Origin of the sequence: Pseudomonas sp. W2Oct36 (assembly GCF_041060465.1) — a bacterium.
Classification (GTDB): domain Bacteria; phylum Pseudomonadota; class Gammaproteobacteria; order Pseudomonadales; family Pseudomonadaceae; genus Aquipseudomonas; species Aquipseudomonas graminis_B.
Map to the genome: position 1 here is coordinate 1 of NZ_JAUERW010000025.1, position 19,959 is coordinate 19,959.

At 61.9% G+C, this 19,959-nt stretch carries 14 protein-coding genes; 11 read left to right on the forward strand and 3 right to left on the reverse strand.

Going from position 1 to position 19,959, the window contains the following annotated elements:
* Window positions 1-137: 137 nt before the first annotated feature.
* Complete coding sequence (locus tag QWI18_RS23205; protein ID WP_369319966.1) at window positions 138-1,190, reverse strand: GGDEF domain-containing protein; 1,053 nt, start codon at window positions 1,188-1,190, stop codon at window positions 138-140.
* A gap of 263 nt (window positions 1,191-1,453) precedes the next feature.
* Here QWI18_RS23205 and QWI18_RS23210 point away from each other — a divergent pair, with 263 nt between their 5' ends.
* Window positions 1,454-2,479: a hypothetical protein gene (locus QWI18_RS23210; RefSeq protein WP_369319967.1), complete on the forward strand. Its 1,026-nt coding sequence runs from the start codon at window positions 1,454-1,456 to the stop codon at window positions 2,477-2,479.
* A gap of 97 nt (window positions 2,480-2,576) precedes the next feature.
* Here QWI18_RS23210 and QWI18_RS23215 read toward each other — a convergent pair whose 3' ends face one another.
* Window positions 2,577-2,876 (reverse strand): helix-turn-helix transcriptional regulator, encoded by a 300-nt coding sequence (locus tag QWI18_RS23215; protein ID WP_296313147.1) that lies wholly within the window; start codon window positions 2,874-2,876, stop codon window positions 2,577-2,579.
* Between the two features lie 85 nt (window positions 2,877-2,961).
* On the opposite strand from QWI18_RS23215, the gene QWI18_RS23220 reads away from it, so the two are divergent.
* Entirely contained in the window at window positions 2,962-4,053 is a 1,092-nt protein-coding gene (locus QWI18_RS23220) for an NADH:flavin oxidoreductase/NADH oxidase (RefSeq protein WP_369319968.1), read from the forward strand.
* A 130-nt stretch (window positions 4,054-4,183) separates the two neighbouring features.
* On the forward strand, window positions 4,184-5,062 hold the full coding sequence (locus QWI18_RS23225) for a LysR family transcriptional regulator (protein WP_192130286.1): 879 nt from the start codon (window positions 4,184-4,186) through the stop codon (window positions 5,060-5,062).
* A 17-nt stretch (window positions 5,063-5,079) separates the two neighbouring features.
* Here QWI18_RS23225 and QWI18_RS23230 read toward each other — a convergent pair whose 3' ends face one another.
* On the reverse strand, window positions 5,080-5,505 hold the full coding sequence (locus QWI18_RS23230) for a VOC family protein (protein WP_369319969.1): 426 nt from the start codon (window positions 5,503-5,505) through the stop codon (window positions 5,080-5,082).
* Between the two features lie 300 nt (window positions 5,506-5,805).
* Between QWI18_RS23230 and QWI18_RS23235 the strand changes: the two genes are divergently transcribed.
* From QWI18_RS23235 to QWI18_RS23270, 8 genes are all read left to right on the forward strand, one after another.
* Complete coding sequence (locus QWI18_RS23235) at window positions 5,806-6,318, forward strand: acyloxyacyl hydrolase (RefSeq protein ID WP_369319970.1); 513 nt, start codon at window positions 5,806-5,808, stop codon at window positions 6,316-6,318.
* 333 nt (window positions 6,319-6,651) lie between these two features.
* Window positions 6,652-8,541 (forward strand): methyl-accepting chemotaxis protein, encoded by a 1,890-nt coding sequence (locus QWI18_RS23240; protein ID WP_369319971.1) that lies wholly within the window; start codon window positions 6,652-6,654, stop codon window positions 8,539-8,541.
* Window positions 8,542-8,678: 137 nt separating this feature from the next.
* Entirely contained in the window at window positions 8,679-9,890 is a 1,212-nt protein-coding gene (locus tag QWI18_RS23245) for a diguanylate cyclase (RefSeq protein ID WP_065988804.1), read from the forward strand.
* Window positions 9,891-10,286: 396 nt separating this feature from the next.
* Window positions 10,287-15,902 (forward strand): putative Ig domain-containing protein, encoded by a 5,616-nt coding sequence (locus tag QWI18_RS23250; protein ID WP_369319972.1) that lies wholly within the window; start codon window positions 10,287-10,289, stop codon window positions 15,900-15,902.
* 669 nt (window positions 15,903-16,571) lie between these two features.
* Window positions 16,572-17,927, forward strand: coding sequence for an iron-containing redox enzyme family protein (locus tag QWI18_RS23255; protein WP_369319973.1), 1,356 nt, complete (start codon window positions 16,572-16,574; stop codon window positions 17,925-17,927).
* A gap of 47 nt (window positions 17,928-17,974) precedes the next feature.
* Window positions 17,975-18,925 (forward strand): methyltransferase, encoded by a 951-nt coding sequence (locus tag QWI18_RS23260; protein WP_369319993.1) that lies wholly within the window; start codon window positions 17,975-17,977, stop codon window positions 18,923-18,925.
* The gene (locus QWI18_RS23265; RefSeq protein ID WP_369319974.1) at window positions 18,922-19,233 is read left to right on the forward strand and encodes a hypothetical protein; all 312 of its coding nucleotides are present in this window, start codon (window positions 18,922-18,924) and stop codon (window positions 19,231-19,233) included. Before QWI18_RS23260 ends, QWI18_RS23265 begins: the two co-directional genes overlap by 4 nt.
* A 144-nt stretch (window positions 19,234-19,377) precedes the next feature.
* Complete coding sequence (locus QWI18_RS23270) at window positions 19,378-19,893, forward strand: DUF4142 domain-containing protein (RefSeq protein ID WP_369319994.1); 516 nt, start codon at window positions 19,378-19,380, stop codon at window positions 19,891-19,893.
* Window positions 19,894-19,959 lie beyond the last annotated feature (66 nt).

Below are 19,959 nucleotides of genomic sequence, written 5' to 3' on the forward strand. Positions count from 1 at the left end.
GCACCGCAGAATTGTTAGCGGACGCACCGGCCTCTTCCCGGCTGAAGCCGGTCCCACTGAAATCAAAAGCAGCCGCTACACCGCGCGCATTTGTGGGACCGGCTTTAGCCGGGAAAGCGTCCGAGGCAACACCGCACTCACTCCGCCCGCATCACCCGATTGCGCCCCTCCTCCTTGCCCTCATACAAACGTTGATCCGCCCGATTCAGCGCATCCCGGAACGTCTCGCCGTCTTTCAAGATGGCCACCGCAAGGGTCGCGCTGAGGGTCAGGCTCATCTGTCTGATCTCCCCGGCCTCCTCGCGAATGTGCGCCAGTATCCGCTCGGCGATCAGCCGCGCATCCTCGAAGGGGGTGTTGGGCATCAACACCAGAAACTCCTCGCCGCCCCAGCGCGCGGCGATGTCGGTGGTGCGCACGCACCGGGCGATGACGTCGGCCACCTGTTGCAGCACCACATCGCCCAGGTCGTGACCGTGCTGGTCGTTGATCTGCTTGAAATGATCGATGTCGATCAGTACCAGCGCCGTGGGTATCTCGCGGCGGCCCCCGCCCAACTGACGCAAGCGCTGCAGCACTCGCCGCCGGGTGTAGAGGTTGGTCAGGCTGTCGCGGTGGGCGGAGTGATAGAGGTTCATGTGCATGGACAGGTTGAAACGCACCGACAGCGCCGTGGCGTGAAGCAACAACGCTGTAGCGGTCAATGCGTTGGCGGCGCCGAACAGGTCCTGGGCGTGTTCGCTGACGCTGATCACCGGCACTTTGTTGCGCATGAGGTACCCGCCCACCGTGACAATAAGCACGGCAGCGCTCAGACAGCCGCGGCGTGCCGGCGAAGAATGAAAGCCGAAGGCGATGATCGGCACCATGCAGAAGACGTACAGATGGAAGTTGCTGTCCCAGCCCAGAACCCAGGTGGCGATGGCCGCATGGGCGATGATTTCGAGGCAGATCAGCATGCCGGCGCATCGATACAGGCGACGTTTGATCGCCAGCAGACAGGCGATGTACGCCGCGACGCTCACTGCATTGGTGACCCACATCACGGGCAGATCCACAATCAGGAACAGACCGAGCAGGAGCACGTGGAGCGCGAAAGCGATCTGCACGATCGGGATGATGTGTTTCCAGTATTCAACGGTGGCTTCCCGAGTGACCTGCGTGCGGTCATCGGCGGTGAGGGTATTCATCAGGATGTCTCGGAAAAAATAAGTACGGTGGCATGGTCGGTTGCTAAGGACAGTGTGCGGGGTGACGCGATATCGCGATTCTGAATAGCACTAATTCCAATTTAGTCTGCTTGCAGGCCTTTGAATTTCCGGCATTTTTAAAGTTTAGGCATTTTGCCAGCATTTTATTTTTCGCCTGCATAAAACTAATTAAAAAGCCCGAGTGTCATTGAATTACGCGCAAGGACTCTTGCGTTCTGCCAATGACCAAAGGAACTGCCACTATGATTCGCGATGACCGAGTAACGCCCGCTGGCTACGATGATCCTGTCTACCGGGGCACCGCTGTTGCTCCCTTGCTCAAACGTATTTCCTGGGGCGCCATTCTGGCCGGTGTGGTACTCGCACTGGTGGTCTCGCTGATGCTCAGCCTGCTGGGCACCGCCATCGGCAGCGCCAGCATTGATCCGTTGCAGGAAGCCGACCCGCTGGCGGGCATGGGCAAAGGCACTGGCATCTGGCTGGGTGTCAGTATGGTCATTTCCCTGTTCATCGGTGGCTGGGCCGCCGGCCGGTTGGCCCATCGCGAAGGCGCCTTCCACGGCATTCTGGTCTGGGCCAGTGTTTCGCTGATCAGCGTTTACCTGGTGTCCAGCGCCGTGACCGGCGTCGTGCGGGGCGGTCTGAACCTGGCAGGCAGCGGCCTGTCGGCAGTGGGCAGCGGCATCGCACAAGTGGCCCCGGCCGTGGGCGGCAAGATTCAGGAGCAACTGCGGGCCCAGGGCATCGACTTCAATCTGGACGATATCCAGGGTGAAATCGAACAGGCCATGCGCCAGACCGGCAAGCCTGAACTGGACCCGAACAAGGTCAAGCAAGACGTCGCCACGACCCAGGAAGACGCTAAAAACACCGCCCAGCACAGTGCTGAAGCCCCACAACAGGCCGACCAGCAACTGAGCGGTTTGCTGGACCGCCTGAAAGCCAAGGGCGACCAGGCGTGGGATGCGGCTGACCGCCAGGCGTTCGTCAACCTGATCAAGGCCCGCGGCAACAAGACCGACGCCGAAGCCAACCAGATCGTTGATCAGGCCCAGGCCAGCTACCGTCAGGCGTACGCCAAGTACCAGGAGCTGAAAGCTCAGGCAGAACAGAAAGCCCGTGAAGCGGCTGACGTGGCGGCGAAAAACATTTCCCGCGCCGCCTGGATCCTGCTGATCACCCTCGTGGTGTCGGCCCTTGTCGCGGCAGGCGCTGGTGCTATGGGTCGTCGTACCCAACCGGCTGCGAAGATCGTCGGCGCTGTCTAAGCGTCGCGTATAGCGCAAAAAAAATGGCCCGATCCTGTGATCGGGCCATTTTTGTTTCAGGGCAACCTCCCCGCCGCACATCTGAAAACCACCGCGCTCAATCCTGAGCCAGGATGCTTCGCAACAATCCCGGAAACCGTGCATCCAGCTCGTCAGTGCGCAGGGAATTCATGTGCGTGGTGCCTATATTGCGGGTGTGCACCAGGCCTGCATCCCGCAGCACGCGGAAGTGATGGGACATGCTGGACTTGGGCCGCCCGCCGTCGAGTTCGCCACAGGTGGCCTCGGACACCGAGGAAAGACAGCGAACGATTTCGAGGCGCACGGGGTCACTTAATGCGTAAAGCAAACGCTCAAGTGTGAGTTCGGTCGGTAACGGATGTTTGAAGGCGCGCATGCCGCCCATCATAGCGGGGGGTTTCATCCTCCGCCATATTTCGAATACTATCGAACAAGCGAATTCAATCATCAGGAGTATTTCCATGTCGGCATTGTTCGAACCCTTCACGCTGAAGGACGTAACCCTGCGTAACCGCATCGCCATTCCTCCAATGTGCCAGTACGTGGCAGACAACGGCGTCATCAACGACTGGCATCACGTTCACCTCGCGAGCATGGCCCGCGGCGGTGCCGGTCTGGTCGTCGTCGAAGCCACAGCCGTCTCCCCTGAAGGCCGCATCACCCCGGGCTGCGCCGGTATCTGGAGCGACGAGCACGCCCAGGCATTCATCCCTGCCGTGCAAGCGATCAAGGCCGCCGGTTCCATCCCCGGCATCCAGATCGCCCACGCCGGCCGCAAGGCCAGCGCCAACCGTCCATGGGAAGGCGACGACCACATGGCCGCCGATGACACCCGTGGCTGGCAGACCATCGCGCCCTCGGCTATCGCTTTCGGCGCCAACCTGCCGAAAGTCCCGCAGGAAATGACCCTCGACGACATCGCCCGGGTCAAGCAGGACTTCGTCGACGCCGCGCGCCGCGCCCGTGATGCAGGCTTCGAGTGGATCGAACTGCACTTCGCCCACGGTTACCTGGGCCAGAGCTTCTTCTCCGAACACTCCAACCAGCGCACTGACGCCTACGGTGGCAGCTTCGACAACCGCAGCCGCTTCCTGCTGGAAACCCTCGCTGCCGTCCGTGAAGTCTGGCCGGAAAACCTGCCCCTGACCGCGCGCTTCGGTGTGATCGAGTACGACGGCCGTGACGAGCAGACCCTCAGCGAATCCATCGAACTGGCGCGCCGCTTCAAGGCCGGCGGTCTCGACCTGCTGAGCGTCAGTGTCGGTTTCACCATCCCGGAAACCAACATCCCGTGGGGCCCGGCCTTTATGGGCCCGATCGCCGAACGTGTGCGCCGCGAAGCCGATATCCCGGTGACGTCGGCATGGGGTTTTGGCGATCCAAAACTGGCCCAGGCCGCCGTGCAGAATGGTCAGTTGGACCTGGTCTCGATCGGCCGTGCGCACCTGGCGGACCCGCATTGGGCGTATTTCGCCGCCAAAGAGCTGGGCGTCGACAAAGCGTCGTGGACCCTGCCTGCGCCTTACGCGCACTGGCTTGAACGCTACCGCTAAGCGTCACGCGATACAGAATGCCGCCCCTTGAGGCGGCATTTTTATTTGCCGACGGCACTGGTTACTATCCGCTGCCGGCCGGCTGCCCATGCGCCCTGCCCGATTTGAATCCCCATCCCAGGACCTGACGATGATCAGAGAGTTGAAAACCTTTGTCTGCGTCGCGCGGCGAGGCACCTTTGCGGCGGCCGGACGTGAGGTCGGGCTGACGCAATCGGCGGTGAGTGCGCAGATCAAAAACCTCGAAGACACCCTCGGCGTGACCCTGTTCGACCGCACCGGCCGCGCCGCCACCCTCAACGCTGCCGGGCAGCGCGCCGTCGCACTGGCTGAAGAAATGCTGCAGTTGTTCGGGCGCATGGGCAGCCCCGACAGCGCCAACGATTTTCGTGGCGCGCTGCGCATCGGCGCCATCAGCACCGCGCAGACCGGCATCTTGCCCCAAGCCCTGGTGGCACTGCGCAGCAAGGCGCCTTTTATCGAAGCCAGTCTGGTGCCGGGGGTGTCACTGAACCTGCTCAGCCAGGTGGACGCCGGCGAGCTCGACCTGGCGATCATGATCAAACCGCCGTTCGCGCTGCCCAAGGAGCTGCACGCGGAAGTCATCGCCAAGGAGCCGTTCGTGCTGATCACGCCGGCGAACATGCAAGGCGACGACCCACGGCAGATTCTCAGCGACCACCCCTTCATTCGCTACGATCAACGCTCGTTCGGCGGGCGCCGGGTGACGCAGTTTCTGCGCGAGCGCAAGCTCGAGGTGCGGCAAACCCTGGAGCTCGACGAGCTGGACGCCATCGTCAAAATGGTCCGCGCCGGGCTCGGCGTAGCGCTGGTGCCCATGGCCGGGTTGTGGCTGGAGCATGCGCAGGACGTGCGGATCATTGATCTGGGCGAGATGACCTTCTTCCGCGAGATCGTGCTGGTGAGCAAATACCTGCAGCGGCACACGCCACTGCTGGACCTGTTTCGCCGTTGCGTCATCGACACGCTGAATCAGCCGGCGCGCTGAGGGCCATCTGCAGACGGCTATTTGGCGAAGAGTTGACTCATGTCTTTGAAGGCCTTGAATTCCAAGGCGTTGCCGCACGGGTCGAACAGAAACATGGTCGCCTGCTCGCCGACCTGGCCCTGAAAACGGATATAGGGCTCGATCACAAACCGGGTTTCGCGGGCGCGCAGCCGCTCCGCCAGTGCTTCCCATTCCGCCCAGTGCAGGATGATGCCGAAATGCGGAACCGGCACGTCGTGACCGTCCACGGCGTTGGAATGCACGGATTCCTGGGAAGCGGTTTTCGGGTGCTCATGGATGACCAGTTGATGGCCGTAGAAATCGAAATCGACCCACTGCTCGCTGGAGCGGCCTTCGGAAAGACCGAAAACGTCGCCGTAGAAGTGCCGCGCGGCGGCGAGGTCATAAACAGGAATAGCGAGGTGAAATGGCGAGAGGCTCATGGTCGATCCTTGGGACGGGAATGATAGGAACGGATTGTTGACCGTGATCGACCGCTGCGAAAGCAGATATCTCTTCTGCTGAGCCTCAACTATTTCGATCAATCACGCCTTCTATTCAACGGCAGCGTTGAAATGTCCAAAGGCTCGGCAGCGGGGTAAGGCAGCTGGGCGTGCAAAAACGCCACACGGCAAAGCAATTTTTCGCAGTGCCAATGGAACTTTAGTAGTGGCATTATGCCCTACATCCGTTCGGGTGATTTACCCCCCCCGGTTCCACTGACCTTCTTGGCTACCTCCACCATGAAAAAGCTACTGCTCGCAGCCCTTTGTCTGTCCACTTTCGCCACCCATGCTGATGCCACGCAAATCTCCGGGGCACTGGGTGCCACCAGCCAGGGTGGCTTGACCGGCCGCGTCGCCCTGGGTTTCGACTGGGACAAGGCATGGCTGGAAAGCTCCACCGGCAAACTGACCGGCTATTGGGATCTGGGCTACACCTACTGGGAAGCGGGCAAACAGGCCGGCGCTCGCCATTCGGCGTCGTTTGCCCCGGTGTTCGTTTATGAGTTCGGCGGCGGCCCGGTCAAACCGTTTATCGAAGCGGGCGTGGGCGTTTCGCTGTTTACCGGCGCGTCCGCGGGCGATCAGACGTTTGGCTCGGCGTTCAACTTTGAAGACCGCCTCGGCGCCGGCCTGAAGTTCGGCGACGCCCAGCGCGTGGGTGTACGCGTGACGCACTATTCGAACGCGGGGATCAAAGAGCCCAATGACGGGATCGAGTCCTACGCGCTGGTTTACAGTCAGGCGCTTTGAGGGCTGAAGCTCCATGGGGCTGAGGTTCCAGCGGCAAGCGGCAAGGGGCGTGCCTGACCCTTGAGCCAACGCCGGGCGGACGCCAGAGGGCTGCTTTTGCAGCCCTCTATTTTGGGTATCTATCCAGCTCCCCTTGCCTACCTCCTCGCTTTACATACCTTTCGCCTACCACCCTTTCATGACACACCATCGGTATCACACGACCGATTGTCAGATTCCAGCGAGGCAGAGGCCTGTTTTAACCCGCAAGCCATTCATCTATGGCGCCGCTCGCCGATAGACCGGCAGACAGACTGCAATCCTTTCCCTGCAATCGCTTGAAGGCTCTACGGCATGACAAAATCCCTGAAATTCAGTCACAAGATTCTACTGGCGGCCTCGCTGGTGGTGATCGCCGCATTTACCTTGTTCACCCTCTACAACGATTATCTGCAACGGACGGCCATTCGGGATCAGTTAAGGGAAAGTCTGAATCAGACGGGCGAGAGTACGGCCGGTAACATCCAGAACTGGATGTCGGGACGCATCCTGCTGGTGGAAAACGTTGCCGAGGGCGCCGCGGTGTCGCCGTCGCCCGACGTGTTCAATCGTCTGCTGGGCCAGCCGACGCTGATCTCGACGTTCATGAGCATCTATCTGGGCAAGGCCGATGGCTCGTTCGTGACGCAACCGCCCGACGACATGCCCGGCGATTACGATCCGCGCACCCGCCCCTGGTACACCGACGCGCTGAAGGCCGGCAAGACCACCCTGACCGAGCCGTACCTGGACGCGGTCACCAAAGGCCTGATCGTGACGATCGCCACGCCGGTCAAAGGCCCCTCCGGCGTGGCCGGCGTCGCGGGCGGCGACCTGAGCCTGGAAGTGCTGGTGAAGATGATCAGCGCGCTGCGCCTGCAGAACGACGGCCATGCCTTTCTGGTCGACGCCAACGGCCGCATCCTCGTGCATCCGGACACCTCGCTGGTCATGAAGACCCTGGCCGAGGTGTACCCGAACGGCACACCGCGCCTGTCCCAGGACATCAGCGAAAGTGAGCACGACGGCAAGACGGAAATCCTCACCTTCGTCCACGTCAATGGTCTGCCGTCGGTCAACTGGTACGTCGGCATCTCGGTGGACAAGGCTCAGGCCTACGCCGCACTGGGCGATTTCCGTAACTCTGCGATCATCGCCACGATCATCGCCGTGGTGCTGATCATTCTACTGCTGGGCGTGCTGCTCAGCGTGCTGATGCGTCCATTGAACACCATGGGCCGCGCCATGCACGACATCGCGGCGGGCGAAGGCGATCTGACCAAACGTCTGGAGGTCCTCAGCCAGGATGAATTCGGCTACCTGGGCAACGGCTTCAACCTGTTCGTGGAGCGGATCCATGACTCGATGCGCGAAGTGGCCTCCTCCACCGTGCAGCTCAACGAAGTCGCGTTGCGGGTGGTGAGCGCCTCGAACTCCTCGATGCTCAACTCCGACCAGCAGGCCAACCGCACCAGCAGTGTCGCGGCGGCCATCAACGAACTGGGCGCTGCCGCGCAGGAAATCGCGCAGAACGCCGCCATGGCCTCGGGCCATTCCAGCGACGCCCGCAACATGGCGTCCAACGGGCAGGCCGTGGTCGGTCAGAACATTGAGGCGATGAACCGGTTGTCGACGCGCATCAGCGGCGCCAGCGAGCAGATCGAACAGCTCAACACCAAGACCGCCAACATCGGGCAGATCCTCGAAGTCATCACCGGCATCTCCCAGCAAACCAACCTGCTGGCGCTCAACGCTGCCATCGAAGCCGCGCGCGCCGGGGAAGCCGGGCGCGGGTTTGCCGTGGTGGCTGACGAGGTCCGCAGCCTGGCGCATCGCACCCAGGAGTCGGCCAGTCAGGTGCAGAAAATGATCGAGGAGCTGCAACACGGCGCCCGTGAAGCGGTGGCAATCATGAATGACAGCCAGCGCGAGAGCCACGAAAGCGTGAGCATCGCCAACCAGGCCGGCACCAGCCTGGAAAGCGTGACGGTGCGGATCGGCGAGATCGACGCGATGAACCAGTCGGTCGCCACCGCCACCGAGGAACAGACCTCGGTGGTCGAAGCGATCAACGTCGACATCACCGAGATCAACACGCTGAACCAGGAAGGCGTGGAAAACCTGCAAGCCACGCTGCGCGCCTGTTCTGACCTGGAACGTCAGTCGGCGCGCTTGACGCAGCTGGTGGGCAGTTTCCGTATCTGAGGCAAAGCGGAGCACTGTTCGTCGCAAACCTGACGCTTGATCGGTCAGCCCTTGCGAAATCAGCGCTCCGACGAAATGATGGCACTAAGACATCACTCATGTTGTCTTAGTCCGGTAACCCAGCCCTTTGGTGCAACATGCTTTCCTTTGTCCTCGATCGACCTGGCCCCCATGACGCGCAACTTCTTGCCGAGGTCGATCGCACCATCGCGTCGCGCTTTCGCAGCCTGCGTTTCAGCACCGAGCTGGAGCGTCGTTACGAGGCCGAAACGCTTGAGCAACGCCGCCAGTTTCTGTCCGCCGTGGGCATTGGCGGCATCCTCATCTACAACCTGTTCATGGTCAGCGACTGGCTGAGCCTGAACGATATGTTTACCTACGTGGCGCTGGGCCGTGTCTGCCTGATGACACCGATCTTTATGATTCTGCTGGTCATCGCGCGGCGTGCCAGCACCCGGCGCATCGTGGAAGCGACGGCAGCCATCGGCACCGTGACGTGTTCGGTGATGCCCCTGATTGCGATGATCTACAGCGAAAGTCCGTTCCGCCTGCACTATCAACTGGGGATGCTGCTGATCATGGTGTATTGCACGGTGATCCAGCAGGTGCCGGTGCGCTGCGCAGCGGTGGCCATGGCGTGCATGCTGGTCATCCAGCTGGTGACAACCTACCTGGCTGACTTCGCTGACTTCCAGATCTGGCAGGCCAATGCGCTGTTGTTCTTCTCCACCGCGGCGTTGCTGATGATGGCGTCGTGGTTTCTGGAACACGGCAGCCGGTTGAGTTATCTGTTTGCGTTGCGCGGGCAGTTGCTGCGAGCGCAGCTGGTGGAACTGGCGCGCATCGATTCACTGACGCAATTGTTCAACCGGCGCTTTCAGGGCGAGGTGCTGGCCTCGTTGTGGAGCCGTGCGGCGCAGACGCCCATGAACGTCGCGGTGATCCTGCTGGACATCGATCACTTCAAATCCTACAACGATAATTATGGGCATATGCAGGGCGACACCTGCCTGCGGCTGCTCAGTGGCGTGATTCAGCGCACTGCGCAGAAAGCCAACGCCCTGACCTTCCGCTTCGGCGGCGAGGAAATCCTGGTGCTCATGACCCACGCCCACCCGGCCCAGGCCAGGGCGCTGGCGGAAAACCTGCGCTCGGCGGTCGCCGCGCTGAACGTGCCACACCCGGTGCTGGGCGATGGCGCCAGAGTCACCATCAGCCTCGGCGTCGCCATCGCCAGCGCACCGCAGACCAGCGCCGAAGTGCTCATCGCCATGGCCGACAAGGCCCTCTATGTCGCCAAGGGTGAAGGCCGCGACTGCCTGCGTTGCGCCCCGGCGGAAGTGGCCTAACGAGCTCTACCAATCGACCGCGTTCCCCCTGAATGACCGCGAGCCCCCTGTAGGACCGGCTTTAGCCGGGAAAGCGTCAGATGCCACACCGCAAAATTGATGGTGTACACGCAGGCCTCTTCCCGGCTAAAGCCGGTCCTACCAATTGACCTGCATTCCTACCCAACGATACCCATCGTTCGCAGCAACCCCCCGCCCCTCAAGTGCCAAAAAAGCACAGCCCCCAAAACGTCAATTAGGTGACGCATAAAACCACCCAAATGTGCCGGCCGTCACAAAACGACGGTTTCCCGACATACGGCGACAACTTTTCCGTTCAGTTAGGTCATACCTGCTGCAGTGCCGATTGGAAATTGGCACGCAGCGTGACCTCAGCCTGTGACCGGAGATAAGTACATGATTTATAACGTCCAAAATTTTGGCGCCAAAGGAGATGGCGTCTCTGACGACACCGCGGCCATCCAACAAGCGATTGATGCAGCTGCGGCGGCTGGCGGAGGACAAGTCTATGTACCCCCCGGGACCTACATCGTGTCGGGCGGTGAGGAACCGTCTGACGGCTGCCTCATGCTCAAGAGCAACGTCTACATGTATGGCGACGGCATGGGCGTCTCGAACATCAAGGTCGCGGATGGCTCCGACACGAAAATCACCGGCGTTATCCGCTCCGCCTACGGCGAAGAAACCCACGACTTCGGGCTGAGCAACCTCACCATCGACGGCAACCGCGACAACACCACCGGCAAGATCGATGGCTGGTTCAACGGTTTCATTCCCGGCAAGGAAGGCTACGACTCCAACGTCACCCTCGACGGCGTGGAGATCAAGGACTGTTCCGGTTACGGCTTCGACCCCCACGAACAGACCGTGAACATGGTCATCAAGAACAGCGTGTCCCATGGCAACGGTCTGGACGGCTTCGTCGCTGACTTCCTGAGCGACAGCACCTTCGAAAACAACATCGCCTACGACAACGATCGTCACGGCTTCAACGTGGTCACCAGCAGCCACGACTTCACCCTCAGCAACAACGTCGCCTATGGCAACGGTGGTGGCGGCATCGTCGTGCAGCGCGGCAGCGAGAACATCCCTTCGCCGAACAACATCACCATCACCGGCGGTGAGGTCTACAACAACGGTGCCGAAGGCGTGCTGATCAAGCTCTCCAGCGAAGTCACCATGACCGGCGTCGACATCCACGACAACGCCAGCGCCGGCGTGCGCATCTACGGCAGCAGCAACGTCGACGTGATCAACAACACCTTGAGCAACAACTCGCTGGGCGGCGGCGTACCGGAAATCATCATTCAGTCCTACGACGACAGCAACGGCGTTTCCGGCAAGTATTTCAACGGCAGCGACAACACCGTTCAGGGCAACACCATCACCGGCAGCACGCTGTCCACCTATGGCGTGGCCGAGCGCAACGAAGACGGCACCGACCGCAACGCTATCATCGGCAACACCATCAGCCACACCACCAAGGGCGACACCCTGCTGTACGGCGATGGCAGCTACGTCAGCGCGACCGTGCCCGTTGTGGCCGTGCAAGGCACCGACGGCAACGACACCCTGCTGGGCAGCGACGCCAACGAGATCTTCTACGCCGGCGCAGGCAATGACACCGTCAACGGCGGTGCCGGCAGCGACATCCTCATCGGCGGTGCCGGGGTCGACAAGCTCACCGGGGGCGCAGGCGCGGACATCTTCCGCTTCACCAGCGAATCCGACAGCTACCGCACCGCGACCACCAGCTTCGACGACACCATCACCGACTTCGATCCGACCCAGGACAAGATCGACCTCGCGGGCCTTGGCTTCACCGGGCTGGGCAATGGCCGTGGCGGCACCCTGCAGGTGAGTTACAGCGCCAGCAACGACCGCACCTACATCAAGGACTACGACGCCGACGCCAGTGGCAATCGCTTCGAACTGATCCTGGCCGGCAACCTGGTCAGCGCGCTGACCGCCGACAACTTCATCTTCAATCGCACCCTCACCGGCACCGAGGCCAACGATTCGCTGCAGGGCACTGACGGGGCCGACACCCTGTTGGGCCTCGCCGGCAATGACAGCCTGGCGGGCGGCGGCGGTGACGATCGTCTCGACGGCGGCGCCGGGCAAGACACCCTCAGTGGTGGCGCCGGCGCTGACACCTTTGTGTTCTCCAGCCGCACCGACAGCTACCGCAACTACAACGCCGGCGGCGCGAATCTGGGCGACGTAATCACTGATTTCGACGTCACCGCCGACAAGATCGACCTCTCCAAGCTGGGCTTTACGGGCCTTGCCGACGGCATGAACAACACCGTCTACGCGGTGCTCAACGACGCCGGCGACAAGACCTACATCAAATCGCTGAACGCCGACGCCGAAGGCAACCGCTTCGAAGTCGCGCTCGTGGGCAACTACCTCGACAAACTGACCAGCGCCAACTTCGTGTTCGCCACCGCACCTACCGTGAATCAGGCCCCCGTGGTGGCCAACCCGCTGCTGGATCAGAACGCCACCGAGAACACGCCGTTCAGTTACGTCGTGCCGGGCACCAGCTTCACCGATCCGGACAACGACAACCTCAGCTACACCGCCACCCTGGCCGACGGCACCGCCCTGCCCGCCTGGCTGACCTTCGACGCCGTGACCCGCACCTTCAGCGGCACGCCGGGCAACACCGCGTCGGGCACCTACGCGATCAAGATCACCGCGAGCGACGCCAGCAACGCCACGGTCAGCGACAGCTTCACCCTCGCCGTGCAGGACGTGCCAGTCACGCCGGGCGAGGTTAACGGCACGCCGGGCAACGACACGCTGACCGGCACCACCGGCAACGATCAGCTCTTCGGCGGCGCGGGCAACGACACCCTGAATGGTGGCGACGGCAACGACGTGCTCATCGGTGGCGCCGGTGCCGACAAACTCACCGGCGGCGCGGGCGCGGACGTGTTCCGCTTCACGTCGACCCAGGACAGCTACCGCACGGCGACCACCAGCGCCAGTGACCAGATCCTCGATTTCGATGCCGCCGCCGATAAGATCGACGTCTCGGCCCTCGGCTACAGCGGCCTGGGCAACGGCCTCAACGGCACGCTGCAGGTGTCCTACAACGCCAGCACCAACCGCACCTACGTGAAAGACAACGTCGCGGACGCCAGCGGCAACCGTTTCGAACTGTCCCTGGCGGGTAATCTGGCCGGCAGCCTTAACGCCAGTCACTTTGTCTTCGCCAGCCAGAACGTGCCCGTCAACGTGGCGCCGGTGGTGGTGATTCCGCTGCTGGACCAGAATGCGACGGAGAACTCGCCGTTCACCTACGCGGTCACCAGCAACAGCTTCTCCGACGGCAACAACGACACGCTGACCTACACCGCGACCCTGGCCGATGGCAGCGCCCTCCCGGACTGGCTCAGCTTCGACAGCACCCGCCTGACCTTCAGCGGCACGCCCACCAGCACTGCCTCAGGCAACTACACCCTGCTGATCAAGGCGACTGATCCGTCGGGCGCGTCCGTCAGTGACAGCTTTGCCCTCGCCGTGGCCGATGCGCCGGCCAGCACCATCACCGGCACCGACAATGGCGAAGCGATCGCCGGCACCGCAGGCGCCGACCTGATCCTCGGGCTGGGCGGCAACGACACCATTCGCGCCGGCGCAGGGCCGGACATCATCGACGGCGGTGCAGGTCGCGACTCGCTGTACGGCGGCGACGGTGCCGACACCTTCCGCTACACCAGCGTCCAGGACAGCTACCGCGACTACAATACCGGCGGCGTCACCGCCACCGACACGGTTTACGATTTCACCCACGGCGTGGACAAGATCGACGTCTCCGCCCTGGGCTTCCTCGGCCTGGGCGACGGCAGCAACGGCACGCTGTACCTGAGCCTGAACGCAGCCGGCGACAAGACCTACATCAAATCCAGCGTCCCTGACGCCGACGGTCACCGCTTCGAGATCGCCTTGAGCGGCAACTACGTGAACACCCTCACGGCGGACGATTTCGTGTTCGGCTCCCGGGCCGACCAGGACATCCTGTTCCTGCCGACCCTGGGCCAGTCCAACGCACGTCTGCTGCGCATGACCGAAGACGACAGCCAGTCCGGCACCACCATGCTGGTCGACGGCCTGAGCAAGTACACCACCTACGACGTGCGCAGCCAGTTCAACGACGCCGACGGCAATGGCATCGATATCGCGGTGGGCGGCAGCACCGTCAACGGCATGTCGACCCTCAGCGCCGACGAACTGAAACTGTGCTGGTGGCTGACCGACACCGACCAGCCGGGCCCTGCCTTGTTGCGCGCCGTGGCCCTGTTGAACGACCAGCTCACCGAGCTGAAAGCGGTCGACAACGTGACCATGGGCATCATCTGGGGCCAGGGCGAAGAAGCAGCGCAGGAAATCGCTCGCGCCTCGGACAAAGAGGCCGCCGCGGCGGCGTACAAGGCCGCGACTTTGTCGGTGTTCGATTACCTGCACGCGCAGTTCGGCAACTTCAACGTCTACATGATGGAAACCGGCCACTACGACCAGGACGCAGCACGCGCCCGCGGTTTCTCGGAAGAGAAGATCGCCGGCATCGTCGAGGGCGTCGGCTATGTCCGTGCCACCCAGGAAGCGATTGCCGCCCAGCGTGACGACGTGAAGATTGCGGTGGACTACACCGACCTGCCCCTGCGCCACGAGGTCGACCCGCTGGTCTATCCCGATGACGTCTGGCACTTGCACGAAGAGTCTGCCGAGATCGTCGGTCAGCGTCTGGCCGACTACATCGCCGACGACCTGGGCTTCAAAGGCGACCCGAGCGACAACAACAGCGTGCAGGCCATCTTCGACGGCGCGCAGAACGAAGGCGGCCTGATCTTCGGCACCGACCAGGACGACACCCTGGTGGGCTCGGCCGGCAATGACACGCTGGACGGCGACCTTGGCGCCGACAGCATGACGGGCGGCGACGGCAATGACATTTACATCGTCGACAACGCCTTCGACAGCATCACCGAAAGCAGCGACTCGCCGTCGCAGATCGACACCGTGCAGGCGTCGGTCAGCTGGACCCTCGGCGCGAATCTGGAAAACCTGGTGCTCACCGGCGTTTCGGCCATCGACGGCAACGGCAACGAGCTGCGCAACTTCATCACCGGCAACGCGGCAGCCAACGTGATCGACGGCGCAGGCGGTGCCGACAGCATGAGCGGCGGCAACGGCAACGACACGTACTACGTCGACGACAGCGGCGACAGCGTGATCGAAAGCAACGCCGATCGCGTCTCCGGCGGCGTCGACAGTGTGCACAGCACCCTGGCGACGTTCACCTTGGGCAATAACGTCGAAAACCTGTACATCGACAGCATTGACGCGGCGAACGGCATCGGTAACGCCCTGGACAACGTGCTGTTCGCCGGCAGCGGCGATAACGTGCTCGACGGGCGCGGCGGCAACGACACGGTGTCCTACTACGGCGCGCAGGCCGGCATCACCGCCACCCTGTCGACCTCGGCCCAGCAGAACACCGGGGGCTCAGGCCTGGACACGCTGAAGAGCATCGAGAACCTGATCGGCAGCGCCTTCGACGACAGCCTGACCGGCAACAGCGGCGCCAACGTGCTCAACGGCGGTGCCGGCAATGACACGCTGATCGGCGGCTCGGGCAATGACCGTTTGATCGGCGGCGCTGGCACTGACACGCTCACCGGCGGCACCGGGTCGGACACCTACGTGTTCGACTCCATCGCCGACATGGGCGTCGGGGCGTTGCGCGACGTGATCAACGGCTTCAAGAGCGCCGAAGGCGACCTGCTCGATTTCAGCGCCCTGGACGCCAACCCGCAGACCCCGGGGATCGACGCGTTTACTTTCATCGGCAGCAATGCTTTTGACAGCAACGACGCGACCGGGCAAATCCGCTTCGCTGACGGTATTCTGTACGGCAGCATCAACGCCGACGCGACCCCGGATTTCGAAATCCAGTTGGTCGGCGTCAAGGAGCTGCACGTCACTGACCTCGTTGCCTGATTGATCGCGTAACACAAAAACGGCCTCCGCAATGGAGGCCGTTTTTTTATGGATCGCTCACCTACCGGCTCCTTCCCGGCTGAAGCCGGTCCCACTAAAAGCATCGCGTGCATGCGATGTGACTGACTGAGCCCCGGACAGCGCGACCGCATATCCCTCGTAGGACCGGCTTTAGCCGGGAAGACGTCAGATGCCTCACCGCAAGATCCGCTGCGTACTCAATGGCCTGTTCCCGGCTGAAGCCCGTCCCACTAAAAGCATCGCGTGCATGCGATGTGACTGACTGAAATCCGGACGGCGCGACCGCATATCCCTCTTAGGACCGGCTTTAGCCGGGAAGACGTCAGATGCCTCACCGCAAAATCCGTTGCGTACTCAATGGCCTGTTCCCGGCTGAAGCCGCTCCCACTAAAAGCAGACGGTTACAACGATCCATTTTAGGCATCAGCGGCAGACGCAAACCCCGGAGGAGCCGGCTTGTTGTGGCCGCTACCCTCCCGGCGGTCCGGTCAAGCTGTACGATTTTCAGGCCACGCGGCGTCGATTGAATCGAACTACGCGCCGTTCATCCCCGACAGCTGTCGATCATCGACTGCCCTGCAACTCGATGGAATTTTCGCGAACTGCCTCCCTCTGACCTACATATCAAGAAAAGTCAGCAGGCTACCCATGACCTCTTTACAGCTACTGTCCGAGCGTTCTGCCACGGCGCACCTATCCAACGGCGCCCACCATTCGCTGTACGCCCGCCTGCTGCGCGGACAGGTGGACAGCGAGTGGGACAACGTTCGCGACTTCCTCCAGGAGCACCTGGAGAAAGCGAATACGCTGCCGTCAAACTTGCCTGCTGACCTCAACGATCTGTCGGCATGGGTGGCCAGTAACAGCCATTCCGTGGCCGAGCAGTATGGCGTCTATCTCGAGGAACGCCGCGCCGGCGGGCCCAGGAAGTTCTTCACCAGCAAAGCTCACGCGCTGTTCTTTCTGCAAAGTGTTGCGCCGAGCAAGCTGGTAGATGGCGCCTGGCTGTACGGCACGGTGAAGCACGCCAACGACTGGCGCTATCACGGCCTTATCCGCACCTACCTTGAAGAGCTGGGCGACGGCGAGCCTGCGCTGAATCACGTCGTGCTGTACCGCAATTTGCTCACCGAACACGATTGCGCGCCCATCGCGCCACTGGACGATGCGCTCTATCTGCAAGGCGCCATTCAACTTGGGCTCGGCCATTTGAGCGACGAATTCCTGCCGGAAGTGTTGGGCTATAACCTGGGCTACGAACAACTGCCGCTGCACCTGCTGATTACTGCCTTCGAGCTGAGTGAACTGGGTATCGACCCGTATTATTTCACCTTGCACGTGACCATCGACAACGCCAGCTCCGGCCACGCCCATAAGGCGGTGCAGGCCGTGCTGGATCTGTTGCCGAACGACGACAGCAAGGACGAGTTCCTCCAGCGTCTGCGCGCAGGCTACCTGCTCAATGATCTGGGCATTGGTTCGACCGACATCGTCCGCGCCTTCGATCTGGAAGAAGAAGTGGTCTCGATGCTGGAGACCAAAAGCACCTTCGGCCAGCACATGCATTCCGATTACTGCCGCCTTGAAGGCCGGACCATCAACGACTGGCTCGCCACCCCTGGCCAGAGTCGCCAGCTGTTGAGCGCGCTGGAGGACCGTGGCTGGATCAAGCGCAATCAAGACCCGCAGGACAGCCGCTTCTGGCAACTGATCGACGGTCCCGGCGCCGTGATGTTCGGTGTGTTCAGCGGCTATGAGATGCAGCTGCTCAAAGACTGGATCGCCGGTGACTGGCAGGCCTCCGAGCGGAGCAATCCGTTTCGCGCGCGCTTTCGCCGTCGCCCGGTGGCCGCGGCCGACATCAGCCAGCCGCGCAATACCCCGTCTCTGCCGCTAGAGCGACTGGTCCAGCTGATCGCCCCCGATTCCCATTCAACGCCTGAAGGTCTGGCGGCCACTCGAATCTATGCTCGCCAGTTGGCGCAAGGAAGCCTGACGCAATGAACCAGCAGACACTGCTTGAACCGAACCTTGATCAGCCCGCGCCGGACATGCTGGAAATGACCGACGCAAGCCACGACCTCGCGCTGCTCCAACTGGGACAGCGTCTGCAGGACGGCGGCTATCGTTTCACCACGGTCACGCCGCTGACCCATCAACGGGTCAACGCCCGTGAACAGAACCGCGAGGCCCGCAGCCTGCGCGACGTCTTCGGCTGGAGCCGCCCGTTCGAAAGCGGGTTGCTGGACGAAGCCGAACTCGAAGCGCTGCTTGCCGCGGGTGTGCTGCGGGCCCATGCCGGCATGTGGGTCAGTGAAGTGCGTTGGTCGAGCCTTGATGACTTGCTGTTCGTCCACTCCGCCTTCCCCACCGTGGCTCACGATTCGGTGTTCTTCGGCCCCGACACCTATCGCTTTGCCCAGGCCATTGAAGAACACCTGCGCACCTCGACCCATCCGATTCGTACCGCCGTCGACATCGGCTGTGGCAGTGGCGTCGGCGCGATCCTCATCGGCCGTGCCCGACGGGATGCGAGTGTGCTGGCGGTTGACATTAACCCCACTGCCCTGCGGTTCACTGCCGTGAACGCGTCGCTGGCCCAGGCCGACAACGTGGTCGCCTACCACAGCGACATCCTGGCGGGCACCACCGGGGAGTTCGACTTGATCGTCGCCAACCCGCCGTACATGAAGGACACCCAGGAACGCGCTTACCGCCACGGTGGCGAACAACTGGGCTCCGAGCTGTCCGTGCGCATCCTGGCGCAAGCCATTGAGCGACTGGCGCCGGGCGGCAGCGTATTGCTGTACACCGGCGCGCCTTCGGTCGACGGCGTTGATCTGTTCCTCGAGCAGGCGCGCGCACTCGTTGATCGTCCTGATCTCGCCTGGTCCTATCGCGAGATGGACCCTGACGTGTTCGGTGAAGAGCTGGAAACCGACACGTACCAGGACGCTGACCGCATCGCTGCCGTGGTGCTGACGGTCACGCGGATTCAGTGAAATACCCAACGACGCCGGACGGTCGCTATTTCGTCGTCAAGGGCCAACTGTGGCGCTGCAGCAACCCGGCCCTCGGCGAAGAAGAGCGCCAGCAGTGGGTCAATGCGCTGATGAAGGCGCGGCAGGCCGTCAAAGCCGCCAAACGCGCCGATGACGCTGCCGCGCTCCAGGCGGCTCGCGCCTTGGTCAATGCGGCGAAGATTGCACTGGGCGAGCGCGGTGCGGTCTGGTGGTCGGACGGTGCGGCGGACTTCAATCGCTTCAAGGCTGTGAATACGCCTTATCGGGACTGGTTTGAATCGCTCTGACACAGAGTTGCGGACGGTTTAAGGCGTTCCACAGGCGACCTGACAGCAGCTGGTTATGAAATTCTCTGAACGATTAATGTGATCAGTGCGTCGGATTAGTTGCTGGCACTCAAGCCACGTCAAGGACAGAAGAGGAACTTCACTATGGCAAATCTTATTCAGACTTCCGCACTCGCATTGTTGATGGCTATCGGTAGCCAAGGCGCTTTTGCAGCCCAAGACAACGACGACTTCGTGGAAGATGCATCCGCCAAAGGTGTGGCAGAAGTTGAAGCCGGTAAACTCGCGCTGGAGAAAGGCACTTCCGCTGATGTGAAAGCCTTCGCGGAAATGATGGTCAAAGATCACACGGCCGCCAATACCAGATTGAAAGGCATTGCTGACACCAAGAAGCTGGAAGTGTCTGATAACGCCATGCTCATGGACAAAGCCAAAGCGATGATTCTTGAGCTGCGCAGTTCGAAGTCGTTTGATCAGGCGTATGCGAACAACCAGGTTGTCGCCCATGAACAAACCATCGAGCTGTTCAAGAAAGAAGCCGCTGAAGGCAAAGACGCTGATCTGAAAGCGTTCGCGACCGCTACGTTGCCGAAGCTGGAAGATCACCTGACCCACGCCAAGGCCTTGGCCAAAGCACACGGCGGTGACGCTGCTAAATAATTCAGAGGACGCCTGTTACGGGCTGATTCGGATCTTTAGTTGAAGGAGGCAGGGTTCAGACACCCT

Excerpts from the sequence above, each read along its gene's own strand:
- QWI18_RS23255 (WP_369319973.1), top strand. The coding sequence starts at position 16,572 with ATGACCTCTTTACAGCTACTGTCCGAGCGTTCTGCCACGGCGCACCTA.
- QWI18_RS23250 (WP_369319972.1), top strand. The coding sequence starts at position 10,287 with ATGATTTATAACGTCCAAAATTTTGGCGCCAAAGGAGATGGCGTCTCT.
- QWI18_RS23215 (WP_296313147.1), bottom strand. The coding sequence starts at position 2,876 with ATGCGCGCCTTCAAACATCCGTTACCGACCGAACTCACACTTGAGCGT.
- QWI18_RS23230 (WP_369319969.1), bottom strand. The coding sequence starts at position 5,505 with ATGAGCCTCTCGCCATTTCACCTCGCTATTCCTGTTTATGACCTCGCC.
- QWI18_RS23225 (WP_192130286.1), top strand. The coding sequence starts at position 4,184 with ATGATCAGAGAGTTGAAAACCTTTGTCTGCGTCGCGCGGCGAGGCACC.
- QWI18_RS23220 (WP_369319968.1), top strand. The coding sequence starts at position 2,962 with ATGTCGGCATTGTTCGAACCCTTCACGCTGAAGGACGTAACCCTGCGT.
- QWI18_RS23245 (WP_065988804.1), top strand. The coding sequence starts at position 8,679 with ATGCTTTCCTTTGTCCTCGATCGACCTGGCCCCCATGACGCGCAACTT.
- QWI18_RS23205 (WP_369319966.1), bottom strand. The coding sequence starts at position 1,190 with ATGAATACCCTCACCGCCGATGACCGCACGCAGGTCACTCGGGAAGCC.
- QWI18_RS23240 (WP_369319971.1), top strand. The coding sequence starts at position 6,652 with ATGACAAAATCCCTGAAATTCAGTCACAAGATTCTACTGGCGGCCTCG.
- QWI18_RS23210 (WP_369319967.1), top strand. The coding sequence starts at position 1,454 with ATGATTCGCGATGACCGAGTAACGCCCGCTGGCTACGATGATCCTGTC.
- QWI18_RS23260 (WP_369319993.1), top strand. The coding sequence starts at position 17,975 with ATGCTGGAAATGACCGACGCAAGCCACGACCTCGCGCTGCTCCAACTG.
- QWI18_RS23235 (WP_369319970.1), top strand. The coding sequence starts at position 5,806 with ATGAAAAAGCTACTGCTCGCAGCCCTTTGTCTGTCCACTTTCGCCACC.
- QWI18_RS23270 (WP_369319994.1), top strand. The coding sequence starts at position 19,378 with ATGGCAAATCTTATTCAGACTTCCGCACTCGCATTGTTGATGGCTATC.